Annotated in this window: 16 protein-coding genes, 1 tRNA gene and 1 pseudogene; 9 read left to right on the forward strand and 9 right to left on the reverse strand. The window is 63.7% G+C overall.

Annotated elements, in window-relative coordinates:
* Positions 1 to 559 precede the first annotated feature (559 nt).
* Genes HPY32_RS25270 through HPY32_RS25290 form a run of 5 tightly spaced genes read right to left on the reverse strand, consistent with a single transcriptional unit; the run spans position 560 to position 8,540 of the window.
* Positions 560 to 3,781, reverse strand: coding sequence for a type I restriction endonuclease subunit R (locus tag HPY32_RS25270; protein WP_067593527.1), 3,222 nt, complete (start codon positions 3,779 to 3,781; stop codon positions 560 to 562).
* Positions 3,781 to 4,953: a restriction endonuclease subunit S gene (locus HPY32_RS25275; protein WP_082871713.1), complete on the reverse strand. Its 1,173-nt coding sequence runs from the start codon at positions 4,951 to 4,953 to the stop codon at positions 3,781 to 3,783. The genes HPY32_RS25270 and HPY32_RS25275 overlap by 1 nt, the downstream gene beginning before the upstream one ends.
* Positions 4,950 to 6,575, reverse strand: coding sequence for a class I SAM-dependent DNA methyltransferase (locus HPY32_RS25280; RefSeq protein ID WP_067593524.1), 1,626 nt, complete (start codon positions 6,573 to 6,575; stop codon positions 4,950 to 4,952). Before HPY32_RS25280 ends, HPY32_RS25275 begins: the two co-directional genes overlap by 4 nt.
* Positions 6,576 to 6,618: 43 nt before the next feature.
* Complete coding sequence (locus tag HPY32_RS25285; RefSeq protein ID WP_082871712.1) at positions 6,619 to 7,569, reverse strand: hypothetical protein; 951 nt, start codon at positions 7,567 to 7,569, stop codon at positions 6,619 to 6,621.
* A 23-nt stretch (positions 7,570 to 7,592) separates the two neighbouring features.
* The gene (locus HPY32_RS25290; protein ID WP_082871711.1) at positions 7,593 to 8,540 is read right to left on the reverse strand and encodes a helix-turn-helix domain-containing protein; all 948 of its coding nucleotides are present in this window, start codon (positions 8,538 to 8,540) and stop codon (positions 7,593 to 7,595) included.
* 574 nt (positions 8,541 to 9,114) lie between these two features.
* On the opposite strand from HPY32_RS25290, the gene HPY32_RS25295 reads away from it, so the two are divergent.
* The 3 genes from HPY32_RS25295 to HPY32_RS25305 all read left to right on the forward strand — a co-directional run bounded on the left by HPY32_RS25295 (position 9,115) and on the right by HPY32_RS25305 (position 12,049).
* Positions 9,115 to 10,800: a DUF6119 family protein gene (locus tag HPY32_RS25295; RefSeq protein WP_082871710.1), complete on the forward strand. Its 1,686-nt coding sequence runs from the start codon at positions 9,115 to 9,117 to the stop codon at positions 10,798 to 10,800.
* Positions 10,801 to 11,253: 453 nt separating this feature from the next.
* Positions 11,254 to 11,562 carry a hypothetical protein gene (locus HPY32_RS25300; protein WP_067593521.1) on the forward strand — a complete coding sequence of 103 codons (309 nt, stop codon included), beginning with the start codon at positions 11,254 to 11,256 and terminating at the stop codon, positions 11,560 to 11,562.
* Between the two features lie 205 nt (positions 11,563 to 11,767).
* Positions 11,768 to 12,049: a hypothetical protein gene (locus HPY32_RS25305; RefSeq protein WP_156674686.1), complete on the forward strand. Its 282-nt coding sequence runs from the start codon at positions 11,768 to 11,770 to the stop codon at positions 12,047 to 12,049.
* Positions 12,050 to 12,073: 24 nt separating this feature from the next.
* Here the strand turns inward: HPY32_RS25305 and HPY32_RS25310 are convergent, their stop codons facing one another.
* Positions 12,074 to 12,874: an IS5 family transposase gene (locus HPY32_RS25310; protein ID WP_067593518.1), complete on the reverse strand. Its 801-nt coding sequence runs from the start codon at positions 12,872 to 12,874 to the stop codon at positions 12,074 to 12,076.
* A 405-nt stretch (positions 12,875 to 13,279) separates the two neighbouring features.
* Between HPY32_RS25310 and HPY32_RS25315 the strand changes: the two genes are divergently transcribed.
* Both HPY32_RS25315 and HPY32_RS25320 read left to right on the forward strand, forming a co-directional pair.
* On the forward strand, positions 13,280 to 13,711 hold the full coding sequence (locus HPY32_RS25315) for a site-specific integrase (protein ID WP_171983048.1): 432 nt from the start codon (positions 13,280 to 13,282) through the stop codon (positions 13,709 to 13,711).
* Positions 13,708 to 13,971, forward strand: coding sequence for a site-specific integrase (locus tag HPY32_RS25320; protein ID WP_067593512.1), 264 nt, complete (start codon positions 13,708 to 13,710; stop codon positions 13,969 to 13,971). The genes HPY32_RS25315 and HPY32_RS25320 overlap by 4 nt, the downstream gene beginning before the upstream one ends.
* Before the next feature lie 100 nt (positions 13,972 to 14,071).
* On the opposite strand, the gene HPY32_RS25325 is transcribed toward HPY32_RS25320, so the two are convergent.
* Positions 14,072 to 14,144: transfer RNA gene (locus HPY32_RS25325), tRNA-Ala, on the reverse strand.
* 156 nt (positions 14,145 to 14,300) lie between these two features.
* Between HPY32_RS25325 and HPY32_RS25330 the strand changes: the two genes are divergently transcribed.
* Positions 14,301 to 16,028 (forward strand): N-acyl-D-amino-acid deacylase family protein, encoded by a 1,728-nt coding sequence (locus HPY32_RS25330; protein WP_171983049.1) that lies wholly within the window; start codon positions 14,301 to 14,303, stop codon positions 16,026 to 16,028.
* A gap of 252 nt (positions 16,029 to 16,280) precedes the next feature.
* Here the strand turns inward: HPY32_RS25330 and HPY32_RS44840 are convergent.
* Positions 16,281 to 16,370: pseudogene (locus HPY32_RS44840) on the reverse strand (uracil-DNA glycosylase); the annotation flags it as partial.
* Between the two features lie 269 nt (positions 16,371 to 16,639).
* Here HPY32_RS44840 and HPY32_RS25335 point away from each other — a divergent pair.
* Complete coding sequence (locus HPY32_RS25335) at positions 16,640 to 17,350, forward strand: ComEA family DNA-binding protein (RefSeq protein ID WP_156674685.1); 711 nt, start codon at positions 16,640 to 16,642, stop codon at positions 17,348 to 17,350.
* Positions 17,351 to 17,474: 124 nt separating this feature from the next.
* Here HPY32_RS25335 and HPY32_RS25340 read toward each other — a convergent pair whose 3' ends face one another.
* The gene (locus HPY32_RS25340) at positions 17,475 to 18,209 is read right to left on the reverse strand and encodes a uracil-DNA glycosylase (protein ID WP_067593504.1); all 735 of its coding nucleotides are present in this window, start codon (positions 18,207 to 18,209) and stop codon (positions 17,475 to 17,477) included.
* A gap of 271 nt (positions 18,210 to 18,480) precedes the next feature.
* On the opposite strand from HPY32_RS25340, the gene HPY32_RS25345 reads away from it, so the two are divergent.
* Together HPY32_RS25345 and HPY32_RS25350 are read left to right on the forward strand one after the other, a co-directional pair.
* Entirely contained in the window at positions 18,481 to 18,924 is a 444-nt protein-coding gene (locus HPY32_RS25345) for a GyrI-like domain-containing protein (RefSeq protein ID WP_067593501.1), read from the forward strand.
* Positions 18,921 to 19,355, forward strand: a complete 435-nt coding sequence (locus tag HPY32_RS25350) for a GyrI-like domain-containing protein (RefSeq protein WP_067593498.1) — start codon at positions 18,921 to 18,923, stop codon at positions 19,353 to 19,355. The genes HPY32_RS25345 and HPY32_RS25350 overlap by 4 nt, the downstream gene beginning before the upstream one ends.
* Positions 19,356 to 19,599 lie beyond the last annotated feature (244 nt).

Below are 19,599 nucleotides of genomic sequence, written 5' to 3' on the forward strand. Positions count from 1 at the left end.
CTGCACCGCAGTCGCCCGACGCGATCTTCACCGTCCGCACGTAGGCCACCCGAACCAGGCACGAAGATTGGCTTACTGTGCAAATTCAAGCCTGCTCGACAACGGCCCCGCTGATCACGAGCCAGCAACCATCGCCAAGATCAACATCTGTCCCAAGTCAGGTTTTCGGGGACAGCTGGTGATCGAAGCCGATTACCAGCTGTAGACGGTTGTTGTCGTTCGCCGTCCCAGCGTCAATTCTCGAAATATCGACAGAAGTCATCTGATGCTGGTCGACTCTACCGCGACCACAGGCTCGGCTCGGCTGCGATTGCCGTCGACGGCCTTGGTGGCGAACTCCACCGATGCGACCACCAGAGAACTGTCGGCATCGACCGGCAGGTCGGCGACAGTCCGGTGATTGGTAGCCGTGGGGCCCTCGTTGACCTCCGCGTTGCAGCGTTGAGCACACCGTCCTGGGGGTGCTGGCCGCCGGTTCTCACTCTCGTTCCCGTCGGTGGTTGTGATTTGGGCAAGGGATTCGAGCGCACCAGTGAGCTCATCGACGCAGGCTCTCTGCTTATCGCGGCAATCTCCCAGACTCCGCTGTTCGCTTTGCCTCCGCGTATTTCGGTGCCAATACCTCCATCTGGTCGATCACCTGCCGGATCGCGGCTGGCTGCTTGTCCGGCGGGTACCCATACTTACGCAGGAGCCGCTTGATCGTGGAGCGGAGTTTCGCTCGGACATCGTCGCGAACCGTCCAGTCGGTCTTTATATCCCGTTTCATAACGGCGACCAATTCACGAGCGATGTCGCCGAGAATATTGTTGCCCATTTCGACGACCGCGGACTCGTTCTCATGGACGGCGTCATAGAACGCGAGCTCATCCTCGTCCAGCCGTGGGGTGAACGCGGCACCGCGGTCGCGTTCCTTGGCGGCCTCGCGAGCCAACTCGATCAACTCGGAGATCACCTGCGCGGAAGTGAGTTGCTGGTTGGTATACCTATTCATCAGCTCGCGCAGACGCTCGGAAAAGGCCTTCTGCCGGACCAGGTTGTTGCGGGTGCTGCGGCGGACTTCGTCGGTCAGCGCATCCCGCAATGCTTCGATCGCAAGGTGCGGGTGCTCGGATTCCATTGTCCGCCGTTCGAATTCAGGGGTGAGCTCGGTGAGTGACGGCTTGGGTATGCCCGCGGCGGCGTAGATGTCGATGATCGCGCCGGAGGCTGTGGAATCGGCCAGCAATTTGTCGAGGACTCGTTTGATGTCGGCGGGTAGCGGCCGTCCTTCGGCCTTGCGTTGCTCGGCATCGCATTTGGCCATCCAGACCCGGACCTGTTCGTAGAAGCTGATCACCGGCCGCAGATCGGCCAGGGTCTGTGAGCCCTGGCACACCGCCCAGGCCCGGCCGAGCTGATTGGCGAAGTCCCGGAACCGGTCGCCGAGTGTCGGATCACCGGGGGCCACTTGGTTTCCCGGGGTGGTGGGGGATCGTAGGAACTCCAGCAGACCGGTGACGACCCGCATGAACTGGCCTGGCTTGCCGTTGAGTTTCGACCGCCACGGATACCCCGCGCACAACGCGTCCAGCGCCGCGACCAGTTGCCGGGTGAGTTCGATGACCTCGTCCGGTGTCGTCTCCACCGGTTGTTCTCGGCCCGCAGTGCGGGTGTATTCCTTGAGCGCCTTCTCCAGGTTGTCGGCGATCGGCGCGTATGCGACGACCAGGCCGTCCTTCTTGCCTTCGAAGGTGCGGTTCACCCGGGCCAGAGTCTGCATGAGCAGCGCGCCCTGGATCGGCCGGTCCAGGTAGAGGGTGTGTAGCGGTGGTGCGTCGAATCCGGTGAGCAGCATGTTCTGCACGATCACCAGCTCCAGCGGGTCGTTCTCGTCCTTGAGCCGGTTGGTGATGACCTTGTTCTCCGACTCGCGGCGCACATGCTTGCGGATCGGCTGTAGGTCCTTGGCGCTGCCCGAGTAGACGACCTTGACCACACCATCGGCCGGCGAGTCCGATTCCCAGCCGGGTTCGAGCGCGATGATCTCCTCGTAGAGTTTCGCGCAGATCTCGCGGGTCGCGCAGACGATCAGCGCCTTGCCGTGGCCACCGATGAACTCGTCCATCACCTCCCGTCGATCCTTCCAGTGTTCGACGATGTCTTTGGCGACCTTCGCCAACCGTTCCGGCGCCCCATATAGGGCATTGAGCACGGTGACCGACTGCTCGACGCGGCGGCGTTCGATGTCGTCGAGCCCCACGACCGCCGCATCTGCGGCGCCGTCGATCTCGGCGTCGGTGACATCCTCGGCCACCTTCACCTCCGGCAGCCGCGGCTCGAAGATCACTCGTACGGTCGCGCCGTCGTCCACGGCGCGGGCCAGGTCGTAGATGTCGATGTAGTCGCCGAACACCTTGCGGGTGTTGCGGTCCTCGAACGAGATCGGGGTGCCGGTGAACGCGATCAGCGTTGCGTTGGGCAGCGCCGACTTCAGGTGTGCGGCATACCCGTCGAGATCGTCGTAGTGGCTGCGGTGGGCTTCGTCGACGATCACGATGACGTTGCGCCGATCCGACACCAGTGGGTGGCTGGACCCGGATTCCTTCTCGTCCTTGGACAGCCCGAACTTCTGCAGTGTGGTGAACAGGATGCCGCCGGTCTGCCGGTCGGCCAGCGCGGTGCGTAGTTCGAAGCGGCTGCCGATCTGTTTCGGTTCCTCTTGCAGCAGTGTCGATTTCGAGAATGCCGCGAACAACTGCCCGTCGAGTTCGGTGCGGTCGGTGACCAGCACGATGGTCGGGTTCTTCAGCTGTGGTTTGGTGCCTACCAGGTGGGTGTAGAGCTCCATCTCCATCGTTTTGCCCGAACCCTGGGTGTGCCAGACCACACCGGCTTTGCCGTTGCTGCGCATCGCCTCGATGGTGCAACCGACCGCTTTGGAAACCGCGAAATACTGATGAGGCTTGGCGATTCGTTTCACCAGTCCGTCGGGGGTCTTGTCGAAGGCGACATAGTCGCGCTGCAATTGCAGGAACCGTTCGGTCTGCAAGACTCCGTCGATCAGGTACTCCAGCTGGATGCCGGCATCCTCGTCCTCGAGGCGGGCACCGAACGCCAGCGGCTCCCCGTTCTCGTCCACGTTCCACGGTGAGTAGTGATTCAACGGCGTGAACGGGGTGCCGTAACGGGCAGTGACGCCGTCGCTGATCACGGTCAAAACCGTGAACCGGAACGTCATCGGGAACTCGTCCAGGTAGGTGGCCAGCTGCGCATGCGCCGATGCCAGATCGGCTGCCCGGGTCCCCGGCTTCTTCAGCTCGACAATCACGACGGGCAGTCCGTTGAGGTACAGCACCATGTCGAAGCGCCGCCGATGCTCCCGTGACCGGATGTCGACCTGGCGCACGGCCAGAAACTCGTTGTCTTCCACCCGATCGCTGAGGAAATGGATCGTCGGATTCTGTTCCACCCCAAGGTGGTCGACGTAACTGATCCCGCGATACCCGTCGACCAGGATCTCGTGCAGCCGGAAATTCTCCGCGATCGCGTCTTGCGACGTGGGCGCTAGCACCTCCGCCCGCGCCTGCTCCAGATACTCCACCGGCACCGCCGGGTTCAGCTGCCGCAGCCGCTCCAACATCCGCCCCGGCAGTACCAGGTCCTGCCACGACTCGCGGCCCAGATCTCGCCCCGGAGCGATGTCGGTGCCAGCCAACGGCTGCCACCCGTGAAAATCCCCCAACCGGTCGACCATGATCTGCTCGAGCTGGTCCTCACTGACACCGACATTCTCGATCATCAGATTATCTCTTCCACTTTCTTTTCCGCGTCCTTGACGCGGAGCTTTCCGGACATGAGGAGGGGGAGGAGCTCGTCGCGGGTTTTGGCGAGGACTTGAGATTCTCCCCGCGCTCCGTTGATGCGACGCCCCAAGCTGTCTATAAGATCTCTTACAACCTTGTCGAGCGATTCAGGGTCGCCTACTCTGGTTGTTAGGATCTCCAGCGGCTTGACACGCTGGTGACTCCCTGATGTGCCGGCTACTTTGCTGGAAATGTAGATCGATACAGCAGGCTGGGCCAGCAGTGCCCACAATACCGAGGTCGAGTTGCTTCTCGGAACTAGAACGACGAATTCCGTTGAAGCCACTGACTGAATTCCTGTCGGCTCAACAATATTCCAGAGCCGTGGAATTCTCGGGTTCAACTTCGAAATGAGAACGCTGGGGCTGTCGATTATAAATTTGTTGCTCTTAATCGATCTCGCCTCTTCGGTAACCGGAAGTGCGCCACTGTCGAAGGCGGGCAAGCTGTAGTGTGCCACCGTTTTATGGAACTCTTCAGGGCTCAGTGATCGAGTTGAATGGCTCGCAAGACTTCCAATCTTCGTCGAACGAGTCGCCTCGCTTGCGTACGCGATCATTAGCGACTCTGCGCAGGTGATCAGTCGTTTGTTGGCGGCGATCTTGTCATCGAGCGCCCCCAGCACCTCCGCAATCGCCCGCTGTTCGCCGACGTCGTGGTGGACGCGAATGGCGAGGTTACCGAAATCGCCCTTCTTAAAGTGAGGAATCATTGTTCCTACGTGCATGTTCTGGATTCCGAACTGCACGTCAGGTGCCAAAATGCGATAGTATAGATAGCCAGGCCAAACATCGTTCGCCGCCCGCAAGGCAACCATGTCTTGCGCAATGCAGAACGAGACGGGGTCAGGGACAACCGCGACACGTCCCGGCGAACCCTTGCAGACGAACAGAATATCCCCGGGCTTGGGATGTGACCGGAACCAGGTTGAGTATGTCTCGTCGTCGACATAGCGTAGGTTCTCGAACACAACCTCACGACTTCCTGCCTTCAAGCAATTCGTCGCGATCAAAGGTATGCCATCATTAGCGGTGGGACAGGTGCGTCCTCGGTTGTCTACAATGAAGCTGGTCAAGTCAAGGAGCGACCGCTCCGTGAATGCGTTCATGCCAACCTCTTCAATTGAATCCGGACCGCCTGGCCAGCGTCATCGGAGATCTTCAACGCATCCAGCAATTCAGCGCTGAGGCGTTTCACTTTCATATCCATGGGCTCCGTGTCGACCTCTCCCTCGGTCGCCCCTACGTACCGCCCGGGCGTCAACGCGTAGTCCGCCGCTTTGATCTCCTCGACCGTCGCCGACCGGCAGAACCCCGGCACATCCTCATACGTCAGACCCCTCATCGCAGCCGACCGCGTCCCCCGCCACTCGTGATACGTGTCCGCGATCTTGGCGATGTCGTCATCGGCCAGTGCCCGCTCGGCCCGGTCCACCATGTACCCCAGTTCCCGGGCGTCGATGAACAGCACCTCCCCGCTCCGGTCGATGGCCCCGCCCTGCCCGGCTTTCTTATCCTTGGCGAAGAACCATACGCACACCGGAATCCCGGTGGAGCGGAACAGTTGGGTCGGCATCGCGACCATGCACGACACCAGGTCGGCCTCCACGATGCGGGCGCGAATGTCCCCTTCCCCGTTGGATTTCGACGACATCGACCCATTCGCCATCACCACGCCGGCGGAGCCGTGCGGAGCGAGCTTGTACAACACATGCTGGATCCAGGCGTAGTTGGCGTTGTTGGCCGGGGGTACGCCGAATACCCAGCGTGGGTCTTCGACGTTGCGGGTCCAGTCTTTGATGTTGAACGGCGGATTGGTCATGATGTAGTCCATGTCCACGCCGGAGTGCTGGTCGCGGGCGAAGGTGTCGCCCCAGCGGGCGCCGAGGCCCTTGTTGTCCATGCCGTGGATGGCGAGGTTCATCTTCGCCAGCCGCCAGGTCTCCTCGATGGCTTCCTGGCCGTAGACGGCGAGGTCTTGCGCGTCGCCCTCGTGGTATTCGACGAATTTCTCCGACTGTACGAACATGCCGCCCGAACCGCAGCACGGGTCGTAGATGCGGCCACTGCTTGGTTCCAGCACTTCCACGATGGTGCGCACCACGCTGGGCGGGGTGAAGAACTCGCCGCCCCGTTTGCCTTCCGCGCGAGCGAAGTTGCCGAGGAAGTACTCGTACACCTCGCCCATCAGATCGCGGGCTTTGTGCGAGCCTTGCCGACTGAACTGGGCGCTGTTGAACAGGTCCACCAGTTCGCCGAGGCGGCGCTGATCGACGTTGTCGCGGTTGTAGATTCGAGGCAGGGTGCCCAGCAGCGACTCGTTGGCCGCCATCACCGCGTCCATCGCCTCGTCGATCAGCCGACCGATCGACTGGGCGGGCTCGCCGGGAACGTTGCGGCCCTTCGAGTGCTCCGACAGATAGCTCCAGTGCGCGTTGTCTGGGACCAGGAACACCCCGTACCCCTGGTATTCGTCGGGATCGTCGAGGTCCATCTCGAGCTGCACGGGGTCCGCGTTGTCGCCACCGAGTTCCTCGCGCAAGGTGTTGCGGCGTTCGTCGTAGGCGTCGGATACGTACTTGAGGAATACCAGGCCGAGGATCACGTCCTTGTACTGGGCCGCTGACAGCGAACCCCGGAGTTTGTCGGCTGCCTTCCATAGCGTGTCCTTCAGCTCCTTCATCGTCGACGGCGCCTGATGCATGCTCGCCTGTCGCTTCCTGGGGGGCACCCGGGGCTCCTCTCCTCGTTCTCCGACAACAACTTTCATGTGATTAGTGGACCGATTCGGCTGGTACGCACAGGCTCACCGTGCCCGCGCCGATCCCGCCGATCAGGGCACGGCACAGATCATCCATTGCATCCTGCCGCGCTCGCAGCCGCGCGATGTAATCGGTGGCAGCGGCCAGCACTGCCTCAAGCCGTGTCGACTCGTCATCGGTGAGGCGGGGCACGTTCCACGACCTCCAGTCGGTGTGATGAGCAGGCGATTGGTTGATCAGCGCCGCTAGAGCGCGGGGGCCGATACCGGCATCGGGTGACAACCGCAAGATCCGCGACGGCGACAACACCAAGTTGCCGCCTGTCTCGTCGACCAGCGCCCGGGGTGGGTGTTCGCAGAACACGACGTCACCGGCCTCGGTGCGGGTCGCACGCGGATAGCGACTCACTGCGTCGAGCGGGTCCAACTGAATCCCCGCGGAGCTACCGTCTGCCGACAGTACTCTGACGGTGCCATTCGGGTCGTGGTGCGATCGGTCGATCTTGTTGCCCTTGCGCATCACGATCTGCTTGCGGTCGGAGAGTTCGCTGAGCGGGCGGTGGCGCACCTGCAGGGAACGAGCACCGGCGCGGGCCGCCACGTCGAAACCGTGATCAGGCACCGAGGTCACCAGTGTCGCGGCGTACACGCGGTTCAACTCGCCGACCGCCTCGGGTGCCCGCACCCACACCGCCACCGTGCCGGGTGAGACCACGGCGTGCCCGGCCAGGATGTCACTGAGCTTGACCATCCGACCGTAGCGGTAGGCGCGAGCCATCCGATCTTCGCGATCACCGAGTGCGGAGGCCAGGTCGGCGGCCAGCGCGTCGTGGTCGAGCTCGGTCGGGAGGACGGCGCCCAGGTCCGCGACCATCGGCAGATCGATGGTGGCCCCTCCACTGAACACCCAGACGCCCAGCGCCTGACGGGGAGCCTCCTTCCACAGCCCCCGGGGCAGTTTCAACGCCGCAGCGAGACCACCGAACCTCAAGGTGTCCGCCCGCTTGCCCTCCGGATGTTCGCTCGCGCTCCCACTCGGGGAATCGAATCGCACAGTGCCGAGGCAGCCCCCAGGATCACGGCGATCTCACCGGGTTCGAGACCGGCCAGTACGTAGTCGACATTGTCCAGGGCCTGTGACAGCTCCGCGCCGACAACCGACAACAGCCGCACCCGCGGGCCACACCCCGACGCCTGTTCCTGCTCACGAATCACCATGCGGCGGCGCAATGCCCGCGCGGCTGGGGTGTCGCCGAGCGCGTGCACCTCAATATCCGGGTGGGCGTCGGACAGGGCCAGCACCACGCTCGGCTCGTCGCCTGCCGAGACCACCTGTGCGGTGTACGTGCCGAGCTCCATCCGGCAGGCGTTCACGACGGTGCCCAGCAGCGCCACCGCATCCGGGTTCAGGTCGCGCACCGCCAATTCACGGCCGACACGCGAGGATTCGAGCTTCGCCAGCGCATCCGTGCCACCGAAACTCGACGCCACCAGACCATCGATGAATACGCGCGCCTGGCGCGTGTTGTTCAACCCTGCCACCTCGGCGGCGAGCATCTCGTTGCCGGGATCGTGTTCCCAGGCGGCGGCGAGACATTCGTCGGCGGACAGCTGCTCCAGATCGCCGGCCAGTTGGCGCAAGCAGAGCAATGTCACCAAATCTTCGAGCTGCACTCCGTCCGGGGCGCCGACCGCCGCCGCGTCCAAGCGGAATTCGGTGTTGTTGCCCCGGCCCGTGCGCTCCAGATAGTCGATCACCTCCGCGGGAGCAAAGCGAGCGATTCCTCCGATTTCCGCGACCGGCCGAGGGAAAGCGACGTGCTCACTTTTGATCGACCTCCGGTTGCGCCAGGTCGACACCACTGAGCGCTTGACCTTCGCGAGGTCGGCGATGTCCTGCAGCGTCAGTGTCGGTTCGGTGGTCGGATGCTCCATCGGTGCCCTCGTCTCCTTCCAGGGGTATGAGAGCAACGGTACGAGGCTCAGGTTTCCGCCGGAAGATGTCTGCCTGATAAACCCCCTTATCAGTGCTCTACATCGACTTCGCTTAGTAGCGGCTGCATCGTTGTGGCATCACACACCGAACACGGAGGTCGCGATGAGCACCAACCAGCCAGCTAGGCAGTGTCGGCACCGATCGCGTCATATGGGAGGCCGCGAGCTGGCTCTGCACAGCGGCGCCGACCTCACTGGTCTGTCACCGTTGATCCGCGTGGCGCGGTGTGCGACTGGCAAGATCGGTACTTTGCCGCCGCGGACGCGGAGTTGGCCTTGGCCGGCATCTCTCGTGACGATCCGAAACGCCGCGAGCAGCGGATCTATCACTGTCGGGTCTGCGACGGCTGGCACCTGACCAGCCAGAACCTGCGGACTCCTGACTTCATACCGTAGGGGTGGAGCCTGATTCCACCAGCAAGCCGATGGACATCGCCGCTTCTCGATATTCCCAATTCGCGCATGGCGCACCCGCTATTAAGCAATGTTAAATAAGGAGACCAGCATGGCTAATATGAAGGCACCGAAGGCCGGTACTCGGTGGTCGAGCCTGCACCGCCTGACCGACCCCGCCGGCACCCCCATCGACCTGCGCAATTTTATCCGCGAGAAATACCTCGACGACAACAACTATGAGATACGCGAATTCAGCCACGACGGGCTCGCCGGACTGCTGGTCAGTGGCGCGAAGCCGCCGGAGCGCGCCGAATGGTGCCCAGCAGCAGAGGGGCTGACCGGCCTGCCGGTATCGGTGACCACCAGCCAGACCGGCGGCCTGCTGCTCACCCGCACCACCGGTAGGCTCTACGCCCTGACCTATGGGAGCCTCGGCCACCATATCCTCGACCCCGCCTACCGTGACGACGACTTCGGACTCGGGTTCGCGGTCCGCTGCCTCGATGAAACCGATGTCACTCGGTTCCGCAACGAGATCATGGACCGCCGCGGTCGCGTCGAGGACTACACCGTGCTCGGTGGTAGCGACATCGCCGGATTCGGTCTCGACAAGTTCAGCGCGCTGGTCCGGAGGATCTGCGGCGGTGCACATCTGAATCTCACCGCTAAGTCCCACACGTCACGGACGGTGCGGGTCGAATGCTCCGGCCATGCCATCAAATTGCCACTCGCGACCACCCCTGCCCAGTTCCTGGCCGACCTCGCCGAGATCGAGCGGGTCTGCGATAAGGAAGACCCGCTTGACGGCCTCGCCTTCGTCCACCGGTTCCGGAAGCTGAACAAGAACAGCCCGGCGGCGCTGGCCGCTGACGAGGTCTTGGCGAAGCTGCTCGGCGACCCCAGCAACGCCCGGCTCGGCATTACCCTGCCCGACAACTGCGTCGGCTATTACGGCGCTGCGCGGTCGTTTCGTATCACGCTGGGCGGCAGCGCTACCGTGTTCGGTGAGATCGATCTGGCTGTACTGCTCGAGCGAATCCGCGACCGCGACGAACATCGCCGTCTGCAAGACCTGCATCGCCTTCGGATCACCATGTACCAGGACGCGGGCCAGACCATGCTGATCGGCCCGGAAACCCGCGGCACCGATTGGCTGGTTGCGGAAGTCGAATCCGATGACGAGCGCTACTACTACGGGCAGGGCAGCTGGCACGAGATCGGCGCCTGGTATCTGGAGACCCTGCGCGAAGAGCTTGACGAGCTCCTCAGCGCGACCACTGAAGTTACTGTCCCGGCCTGGCCGAAAGGTAAGCGGCGCACCAGCGGACCGAAGAAGGGGCAGGACTCCCACGACGAGGACTGGTTCAACCGCAAGCTTGCTGAGCAGGCCAGCTACCAGCTCTTCGACAAGAAGAACTCCGTCACCGGTTTCTATCGTGGCGGAGGACTGGAGATCTGCGACGTTCTCGGGCCCGACTGCGAGTTGATCTGCGTCAAGAAGGCCACCAGCAGCGCACCGCTGAGCCACTTGTTCGCGCAGGCTATCAACGCAGTGACGGCCTTGCGCAACGACAGGGACGTCGCGAAGAAGTTCCGCGACCGCATCGCGCGCCACAACCCTGACCACCCGATGGTTCGTGACATCGGCACCCTGAAGGTCGTGTTTGCGATTCTGCTCAACGATGGCGAGGAGATCACTACCGACTCGCTGTTCCCGTTCTCTCAGATCTCGCTGGTCAGGTCACTGATCGAGCTTCGCACCATGAACGCAGAGGTCAGGGTGGTAGCGATCAGGCGGTCATAGGACTGCGGTCGAAGCCCGTACTGCTGTGCTGTCGGCGGCGCACCCGCCCGACTGCGGATGTGGTGCCGCCATTCCGGGCCACCTGACAGCGAGAGCCGCTCGCCTGGCAGTAGCCGCTCTTCCGTTGATGCACGCGCGTTGAGTGCGCGTTTGTCCCGGTCACCTCTGCCGTACGAGACGTTGATGGATTACGTTGTGTACAAACGCTATTCATCGCAGAAGGGGAGGTTGCATGATCGACGATGATGTTACTCGCGAAGAGGAGATACGACGGAGCGGCTGGCGGAGTGGGAGGGTGAGATCGCCCGGCTGCGGGAGGTTGCCGATCGCACGCGATGGCTGGCCGCACGGCTCCGCCCGCGCTATGGTCTCCCGGATGCGACATACCTGCAGTATCTGGTTGGTGAGTTCAAGCGGGTAGTCGGCGATGTCGATCGTAGCCGCTTCGATGACTTGATTCTCCACACCAACGACCTGCACCAGCGCGGTACGGGCATTCTTGACCCCGAGCGGGGCCCCTCGCCGGAGCGGACCGCATTTGTGCGCCGCGTGCCGGCCTCTGAGCCGGTCCGAGATCCGTTCGTGTATGTCAACCACATCGTCGAATCGCTTGAACGCTTTGTCGATGTCTGGACGACGGCTCTCGACTCTTCTCTGAATTGCGATTGGGGCATGTTGGAGGACGAGTTCCCCAAGATCGCGATCTTGATGGAGGAAGTTGAAAAAGCCCATCAGGCTTGGACTTCACTGCACAGTTACTGATCCGGGCAGATCCTGTGGCCAGGTCGCGGCCTGGTACCGGGTCTCGCGTCAATCGGTGCACACCTGGGTCCAAGAGGCGGAGCAGACGGAGGCGAATACGGGTTCCTACCTTTCGGCGGATGCCCTGGTCAGGGGCGACATGCTAGTGTCCCCAGGAGGCTTTGCGGGTTGGAACTCGGTTCTTCAGGGGGGATCGTTGGGCTACATGCTTCAGGTCGACCAGGACACGCTGCACCAGCTCGGCGGCGCACTGGCCGGACACGCCGACGCTATCGGCCAAATCAAGATCTCGACCGCAGTCACGATGCCCGATTCGCCGGTGCAGGCATTGTCGACGCAGGCCAGTGATGCCGTGATCAAGGCATATGGTGTCATCGGCGGTAACGTTCGGCAGATGTCGGAGGCGTCGCAGTCGGCGGCCAAGACTTACGAAGAAGTCGATCAGTTGTTCGCTGGCCAGCTACGTCGCTATAGCAGCGGTGGGTAGCCGCAATGACCACGATTAGAGCTCCTATCGGGTTCGGTTGCTGAGTCGTCGCCAGCAGATCAGTGCGGTGGCGAGGTCGAGGAAGCCGTGGTGGATGTCGGTGCGTCGTTCCCATCGGATGGCCAGCCGCCGGTACTGGTGCAGCAGGGCGAAGGATTGCTCGACGATCCAGCGGCCGGCGGTGACCTTGTCACGGGTGCCGCGGCGCGCGATGTAGCCAGTGATACGGCGTTGCCACAGTTCGGAATACACGCTGGGATAGTCGTAGCCCTTGTCCGCGATCAGAGTGGTGATCCGATGTCTGGGGCGGCCCGCACGCCCGCGAAGGGGCTTCACATGGTCAAGGAGCGTGGGCAACATCAGGTGGTCGTTGACACTGGCGCCCGACAGCGCCACCGCGAGCGGGAATCCGTTCCCGCAGGTCAACAGGGTGGTGCTTGGAGCCGGTTTTGGCGCGGTCGACCGGGCTCGGTCCTGTTGCGGCGCCCCTTTTTTCGCCCGCACGTGCGAGCCGTCGACCATGACCCAGTCGAAGTCGATCAACCTGGCGGCGTGGCAGCGGGCGAGCACGGCCTGATGGATCTGTTCGAACGCCCCAGCGGCCTGCCAGTCCCGCAACCTGCGCCAACACGTCATCCCGGACCCGAACCCCAGCTCCTGGGGCAGGTCTTCCCACCCGATCCCGGTGATCAACACGAACAAGATCCCCTGCAGCGCCCTCCGGCTGTCCATCTGCGGCGGCCCCGGTGTCCCGGCCGGTTTCACCGGCAGTAGCGGTTCGATCACCGACCACAACTCGTCATCCACGATCCACGGTGCCGCCACAACGAAACATACTGCCCGACACCATGATTCATCAGCAACCCACCGAACCTGTTAGGAGCTCTTAGCCGGAGGTGCGCCGCCCTCAGCGGCGACCGTGATCCTCCAATCAGGCTCACGGACGATTGGGCGCGACGGAATAATTTCCTTGCGCCAGCAGCCGGAACCGTCAGCCGGGCAGCAACGGGAAACCACAATATTCGCGACACCGGCACGAATTCAGTTCCGGCTTCCCCGCGCTCGATGTCGCAGACTGCGGAGATCTGCGACCGCACATTGACCGCGTAGGTCCGTAGAAGGTCGTGGCCGCCGCATCGTTTTGAATCCACGGACAGAGGTGAAGCCAGCGATATTCGAGCTGAGCGTGGACGGGTCGACTCCGATCTGTCGCGGTTCATGCTGGCAGCGGTGCGAATCTCGCAGCTGCCGTGTCCACGCAAGTTTCGCGGGGCCGAACGGGACCGTCAGACGCCGGCGAAGTCCTACACGCCACCGACCGTTGCGGATTACTGCGAGAGCACAGATCTGGCTGACTGGGTGACGCTGCTCGCTGCAACCGGACTGCGCCGAAGCCAGATTCTCGGCCTGCTGTGGTCCGACATCGATCTGAAGGCGCGCACGCTCCGGATGAGCGGCAAGGTGGTTCGCGTCAAGGGTAAGGGCCTGGTGCGTGTCGAGAAGGACGACGACTCCAAGAACCGCAAGGGCGTAATCGCCCTGCCTGAGTTCGCAGTGGAGACATTGAAACGGCGTAAGCCCGATCTGGCTGCCCGTAGGTTGGCCTCGCCGCCGAACCCCAAGGCAAAGGTGCTGGATCTGGTGTTCCCGTCTGCGGTATGACTTTGCGCGACCCGCAGAACGTGGGCCACGAGTGGCAGCAGGTCCGCGATGCGCTCGGTGTCCCCGACGATGTGACCGCGCACAGCTTCCGTGGCGCGGTCGCGACGATCCTCGATGACGCTGGGCTATCGGCGCGAGTGAGGGCGGATGTGTTGATGCACGTCGCCCCGGCCATGACCCAGCGGCACTGCATGGCTCGTGGACGCGCGCACAAGGCTGCCGTCGATGCGCTTGATCGTGCCGTCAGCGGGCAGTTCTGACCTGGGACGGCAGGCGAATTTGTTGGGACTTAGTTGGAAGATCTGGGAACGAAGAAGGGCCGGTCTCGCTGCGGAAACCGGCCCTGATCTGGGGAAAGAGTGGAGCTAAGGGGAATCGAACCCCTGACCTTCTCGATGCGAACGAGACGCGCTACCAACTGCGCTATAGCCCCGTGGGTCGTTGCCGAGCCACGGTCAGGAACTTTAGCAGGTGGGGTGGGTTGGGGACGAATCGGCTGGTCGGGGCGGGTGGGGAGGGGTGGGGATTGGGGGTGGAGGGGGTGGACGGGTGTCCGATACGGTGTGTAGCAGGTAGATGGGAGGTCGTGATGGTGGGTTACGACGTTGTGGTGCGTGGGGGGCTGGTTTACGACGGGACGGGGGTGGGGGCCGTTCGGGCCGATGTGGGGGTTGTCGGGGGGAAGGTGGCGGCGATCGGGGTCGAGTTGGGGGAGGGGGTGCGGACGGTTGATGCTCGGGGGCGGTGGGTGGTGCCGGGGTTTATTGATGTGCACACCCATTACGACGCCGAGGTGTTGTTCGCGCCGGGGTTGGGGGAGTCGGTGCGGCACGGGGTTACCTCGGTGGTGATGGGGAACTGTTCGCTGTCGACGGTGTATGCCGGGGCGGAGGACTGTGCGGACATGTTCGCTCGGGTGGAGGCGCTGCCGTGGGATGTGGTGCATTCCGCGGTGAAGGAGCATCGGGACTGGGTGGATCCGAGATCGTATGTGGCGGCGCTGGAGTCGAAGGCGCTCGGGGTGAATGTTGCGGCGTTTCTGGGACATTCGGATATCCGGGTGGCGACGATGGGGCTGGCGCGGGCCTCGGATCGGCGGGCGCGGGCGACGCGGGCCGAGGTGCAGCAGATGCGGCGGATGCTCGGCGATGCCCTCGATGCGGGGTTCGTGGGACTGTCCACGATCCGCAGTTCGTTCTCGAAGCTGGAGGGTAAGCGGTATCCGGGGCGGCAGCTGCCGTCCACCTATGCTCGATGGCGGGAGTTCCGGGCGCTCAATGATGTGTTGCGGCAACGGCATCGGGTCCATCAGAGCACCCCGAACCTGACTCGTCGGCTCGAGATCGCGAACTTCCTGCTGCAGAGCGGGGGTTGGCGGCACGGGCGGCCGTTGAAGACGACGCTCATCTCCGCCGCCGACATCAAGGCCGATCGGAATGTGGTGCGGCTGGCGACAGTCGTTGCGGCGCTGGCCAATCGGGTGCTGGGTGCCGACTTCCGGTGGCAGCACCTACCGGTTCCGTTCGAGGTGTATGCCGACGGCGTCGATCTGGTGATCTTCGAGGAGTTCGGGTCCGGCGTGACCGCGCTCAATATCCGAGATCTGTTGCGGCGGCACGAATTTCTGAACGACCCCGACTTTCGGCGCGCCTTCCGCAAGGACATGTCGAAGAAGTTCGGCACCCGCGTCTGGCACCGTGACCTCTACGACGCGGAAATCGTCGCCTGTCCCGACGCCGACCTGGTGGGCCGCTCCTTCGGCGAAATCGCCGACGACCGAGGAATTCTCGCCCCCGACGCACTGCTGGACCTGGTAGTGGAGCACGGTTCGGCCCTCCGCTGGCGCACCACCATCGCCAACGATCGTGATACCGAACTGAACCGGCTCGCCCGCTCCCCTCAGGTGCAGATCGGCTTCGCCGACTCCGGCGCGCACCTGCGCAATATGGCCTTCTACAACATGGGAATTCGCTTCCTGGAACGCGTCCACCGCGACCGGATCATGCCCGTCGAACGCGCCGTACACCGCCTCACCGGCGAACTGGCCCAGTGGTACGGGCTGGACACCGGCCGCATAGCCCCTGGTGCCCGGGCCGACCTCGCGGTCGTCGATCCTGCCGGATTCGATGGCAGCAGTGGGGATTATCATGAGGCCCCGATGCCGGGTGCGCCCGGGGTGAATCGAATGGTCAATCGGTCTGGTAGCGCCGTCGCCGCGACCATCGTGAATGGCACGGTGGTGCATGAAAATGGTGATTTCGCAGAGGGTTTCGGGACGAGTTTGCATGCGGGGCGGTTCCTGCGGGCGGTGGGGTGAGTCCTGTTGAGATCCCGTCATTCCGGCCCTAGGGGGCCGGAATGACGGGAAAAGGATGATGGTCGAGTAGAGGTGAGGGCCGGGTGAGGTTGTGAGGGGAGTTGGGGCTGGTGGTGTGTGAAGAGAGTCGGGGCCGGTGGTGCGTGAGGAGAGTCGGGGCCGGTGGCGACATCGCGTCACGAACCTCAGTAAAGGCGACGGTCTCCCTCTGTTCCCGTCGTTCCGGCCCCCAGGGCCGGGACGACGGGATCCCTACAACCCAGCCGCCGACTTCGCCTGGGCGAGAACGTCTTCGAGCATCGCCGGAGTCAACCTTCCTGTGAACGTGATCTGTTGGTTGATCTCCCGATAAGTACTGGTTGGGTCTGGCTGGCGGGCAGCTCATTTCGCGTGTGAGCGGTTGGCGCTGATCGCGAGCGCCCCGCAAGGTCGGACGTGACCGGACCGGCGGCCGCCTCGGCATCGGTCAGCACGGCTTCGAGTCCATCAGCACCGTGGTGAATCGCCCGCATGGCACCGTCCCGGCTACCGGGACGAAACACATCGGCACTCACTCCCGATACCTTCTCTGTCACCTCGGGTCAGTCGGAGGGGCACGGAAGGAACTCGTTATGTCGTCCGCACAGATCTCGGACCACCGCCCGTCACGACCGTTGGTAGCGGGTAGCTGGATCGCGGCATTTGTACCGCTGTTCAGTTTGGGACTGCTGACCGCCGTGCTGTTCGCTGTCGCGGCCGCTGCGGCACGGTCACGGTCGCTGGCGTTGAGCGCGGCCGGTTACGCAGTGGCAACCGTGATCGAATTCGTGGCAGTGAAGCATAGCGACCCGATCTTCGCGACAGTCTTGGTGATTCTGATGTTCGGAGCCACAGGCCACGCCGTGTGGGTCCGCGATCGCGTGGTCGGGGCGATGACCCAGCAAGCCTCACATCGAGAGCAGGTTGCCGCGCTCCATCCACCGGCGCCGGAGGCGGCAATAGTGACCGAACCCGTAGTACAGGCGGCGCTGCAGCGTCGCGCGCGTCGCGCGCAGGCACGCCAATTGCTGTCCACCGACCCTAATCTGGCGACCGAGCTGGCGATCGGGCGTCCGGATCTGCGACGCGAGTTCGACGACGGCGGACTCGTCGATATCAACAACGTTCCCGAATCTATCCTTGCCCAATTGCCAGGTGTCACTACCGAATTGGCCTCCCAGATTGCTGCGGCATCGAGAGTCTGCAGGCTCGCCTGCGTCGAGGATCTGGTCGTTTTCGCGGGCGTCCCCAATGATCTCGCCGAGAACCTGCGTGAGTATTCGATCTTCCGCGAACGTTGCTGACACAAGCGGGGCGGTTCTCGCGGGCGATCGGGTGATGTTCCGTTGAGATCCCGTCATTCCGGCCCTAGGGGGCCGGAATGACGGGAAAGCCATGCGGCCGGAGGCCGAAGTGGTGGTCGACCGCTTACAACCCGGCCGCCGACTTGGCCTGGGCGAGAACATCTTCGAGCATGGCCGGAGTCAATCTCCCTGTGAACGTGTTCTGTTGGCTCACGTGGTAGCAGCCGAATAGTTCGACAGGGTTCAGGTGGGGTGCGGCCGGTTCCAGCCTGTACCGCACCCCGTGCCCGAATTTCGGTTGGGGCGTGGGGATTTGCCAGCCTGCGGTGGATAGGGCGGGGAGGAGGGACTGCCAGCCGAAGGCGCCGAGGGTGAGGATGGTGCGGACGGTGGGGGCTAGGAGGTGGAGTTCGGTGGTGAGCCAGTGGCGGCAGGTGTTGCGTTCGGTGGGGGTTGGTTTGTTGTCGGGTGGGGCGCAGTGGACGGGGGCGGTGATTCGGGTGCCGAGGAGGCGGAGGCCGTCGTCGCGGTGGACGGCGGTCGGCTGGTTGGTGAGGCCCACCGCGTGCATGGCGGCGAAGAGGACGTCGCCGCTGCGGTCGCCGGTGAACATGCGGCCGGTTCGGTTGCCGCCGTGGGCGGCCGGGGCGAGGCCGACCACGAGCAGACGGGCGTTGTCGGGGCCGAGGCCGGGAACCGGTCGGCCCCAATAGGTTTCGTCGCGGAAGGCGGCGCGCTTGTCGCGGGCCACCTGTTCGCGCCAGGCCACCAGGCGGGGGCAGGCGCGGCAGTCGATCAGGTCGGCGTCCATGGCGGCGAGCGTGCGGTACCCGTCGGGCGCAGCGGGCGTGTCGGTCATGATCCCAGGCATACGCTCATCGCCGCGGCGGCCCGGTACCGGGCACGCCGAGCGGCACGGACGGCCCGGCGAGTTCGCGGTGGTGCCCCGATGTGGTGTGTTCGCCGCTCGATCATGCCTACTATGCATCGATAACCATGGGTTTGCACCATTTGTCGCGGTGCGGACATGTCACCGATCTCTCACAGGAGGGGTTGATAGCATGACGTTCCTGGCCGGACGGGATGCGGGCGCCGAGCCCACGCGATCATTGTCGAGAGAGTTTCCTTCCATGCAGTTTGAGATCGTCGAGCGAGACGAGACATGGGTCGCCGGGCTACCGGTGCGAAGCCCGAAACGTGCGCTCGGAGAACTGCGGGACCACGATCTGGAGGCGGCCTGGGCCGCCGTGCTGCATCAGGAACTGGGCGGTCCGCTCGCGTCGGCCTACACCGACTTCCAGCCCGACCTCGGCACCTACAACACCCAGATCGTCGGCTACCAGTGCTCGTCGTTCGACGAGGTCACCCGCGGCCACATCGCGACGCGGCTGGCGGGCGGCACCTACGCGCGGTTCTCCTCGGTCGGCAACTTCCCGCAGATCATGACCGACCTGTGGACCCAGATCGCCTTCGCCGAGGAGCACAACCAGATCCGGCGCACCCACACCGGGGACTTCGAGTGCTACCCGCACGCCTACAAGATCGATCTCTACCTGGCGGTCGACCCGAGATGAGCTATTCGATCGTGGTCCGCGACGAGTCCACCTATGCCGGTCTGGTGGTGCCTCGGATGCGCCCGAGCTTCAAGGTCAGCAACAGCGAGCTCATCGAATTCCTGCGCGACCGGTTACGCGACCGCGACGGCTCGCAGCGACCGCTCTACACGGTGTACGTGCCCGATCCGGCCGGAAATTACAACGTACTGGTCAGTTACGACTATCCGGCCGTGGACGCGGTGCCGGTGGGCGATGTGATGATCCGCGTGCCGAAGGGCGTCTACGCCCGCTTCGAGCCCAACGGCGATTACCACGATCAGGTCGAGGATGTCTGGGCGCAGGTCGACGATGCGACGGCCTCGGCCGAGATCACCCGCGCCTACCGCGAGGAGATCGAGATCTGGCGCGGTTCCGCCGAGGTGGAGCTGCTGATCTCGATACTGGTCTAATCCTCAACTAGGTTGCGGATTGGTAACTATATCGGAACCAACCGGTCTTCCCGTTATGTCGCTTCGCGGCTACCTTCGGGCTGACCTGGGCGGATTTCAGACCTACCCTCTAGGTTTCGGAAGATTTGCCAGTCTTCTGGTCAATTCTGGTTCGATGACGGATACTGCCTAGGCGACCACACCCCGGGCGCGGCCGTGGATCGACGGTGGTCGCGACGCCCCGGCCAGGCCGCGCGCCACCGCG

Source organism: Nocardia terpenica (genome assembly GCF_013186535.1).
In the GTDB taxonomy this organism is placed as follows: domain Bacteria; phylum Actinomycetota; class Actinomycetes; order Mycobacteriales; family Mycobacteriaceae; genus Nocardia; species Nocardia terpenica.

What these genes read in the sequence shown, in the direction of transcription:
- HPY32_RS25270 (WP_067593527.1), bottom strand. Translation starts at nt 3,781, where the DNA reads ATGATCGAGAATGTCGGTGTCAGTGAGGACCAGCTCGAGCAGATCATG.
- HPY32_RS25275 (WP_082871713.1), bottom strand. Translation starts at nt 4,953, where the DNA reads ATGAACGCATTCACGGAGCGGTCGCTCCTTGACTTGACCAGCTTCATT.
- HPY32_RS25290 (WP_082871711.1), bottom strand. Translation starts at nt 8,540, where the DNA reads ATGGAGCATCCGACCACCGAACCGACACTGACGCTGCAGGACATCGCC.
- HPY32_RS25295 (WP_082871710.1), top strand. Translation starts at nt 9,115, where the DNA reads ATGAAGGCACCGAAGGCCGGTACTCGGTGGTCGAGCCTGCACCGCCTG.
- HPY32_RS25305 (WP_156674686.1), top strand. Translation starts at nt 11,768, where the DNA reads ATGCTTCAGGTCGACCAGGACACGCTGCACCAGCTCGGCGGCGCACTG.
- HPY32_RS25320 (WP_067593512.1), top strand. Translation starts at nt 13,708, where the DNA reads ATGACTTTGCGCGACCCGCAGAACGTGGGCCACGAGTGGCAGCAGGTC.
- HPY32_RS25330 (WP_171983049.1), top strand. Translation starts at nt 14,301, where the DNA reads ATGGTGGGTTACGACGTTGTGGTGCGTGGGGGGCTGGTTTACGACGGG.
- HPY32_RS25335 (WP_156674685.1), top strand. Translation starts at nt 16,640, where the DNA reads ATGTCGTCCGCACAGATCTCGGACCACCGCCCGTCACGACCGTTGGTA.
- HPY32_RS25340 (WP_067593504.1), bottom strand. Translation starts at nt 18,209, where the DNA reads ATGACCGACACGCCCGCTGCGCCCGACGGGTACCGCACGCTCGCCGCC.
- HPY32_RS25345 (WP_067593501.1), top strand. Translation starts at nt 18,481, where the DNA reads ATGCAGTTTGAGATCGTCGAGCGAGACGAGACATGGGTCGCCGGGCTA.
- HPY32_RS25350 (WP_067593498.1), top strand. Translation starts at nt 18,921, where the DNA reads ATGAGCTATTCGATCGTGGTCCGCGACGAGTCCACCTATGCCGGTCTG.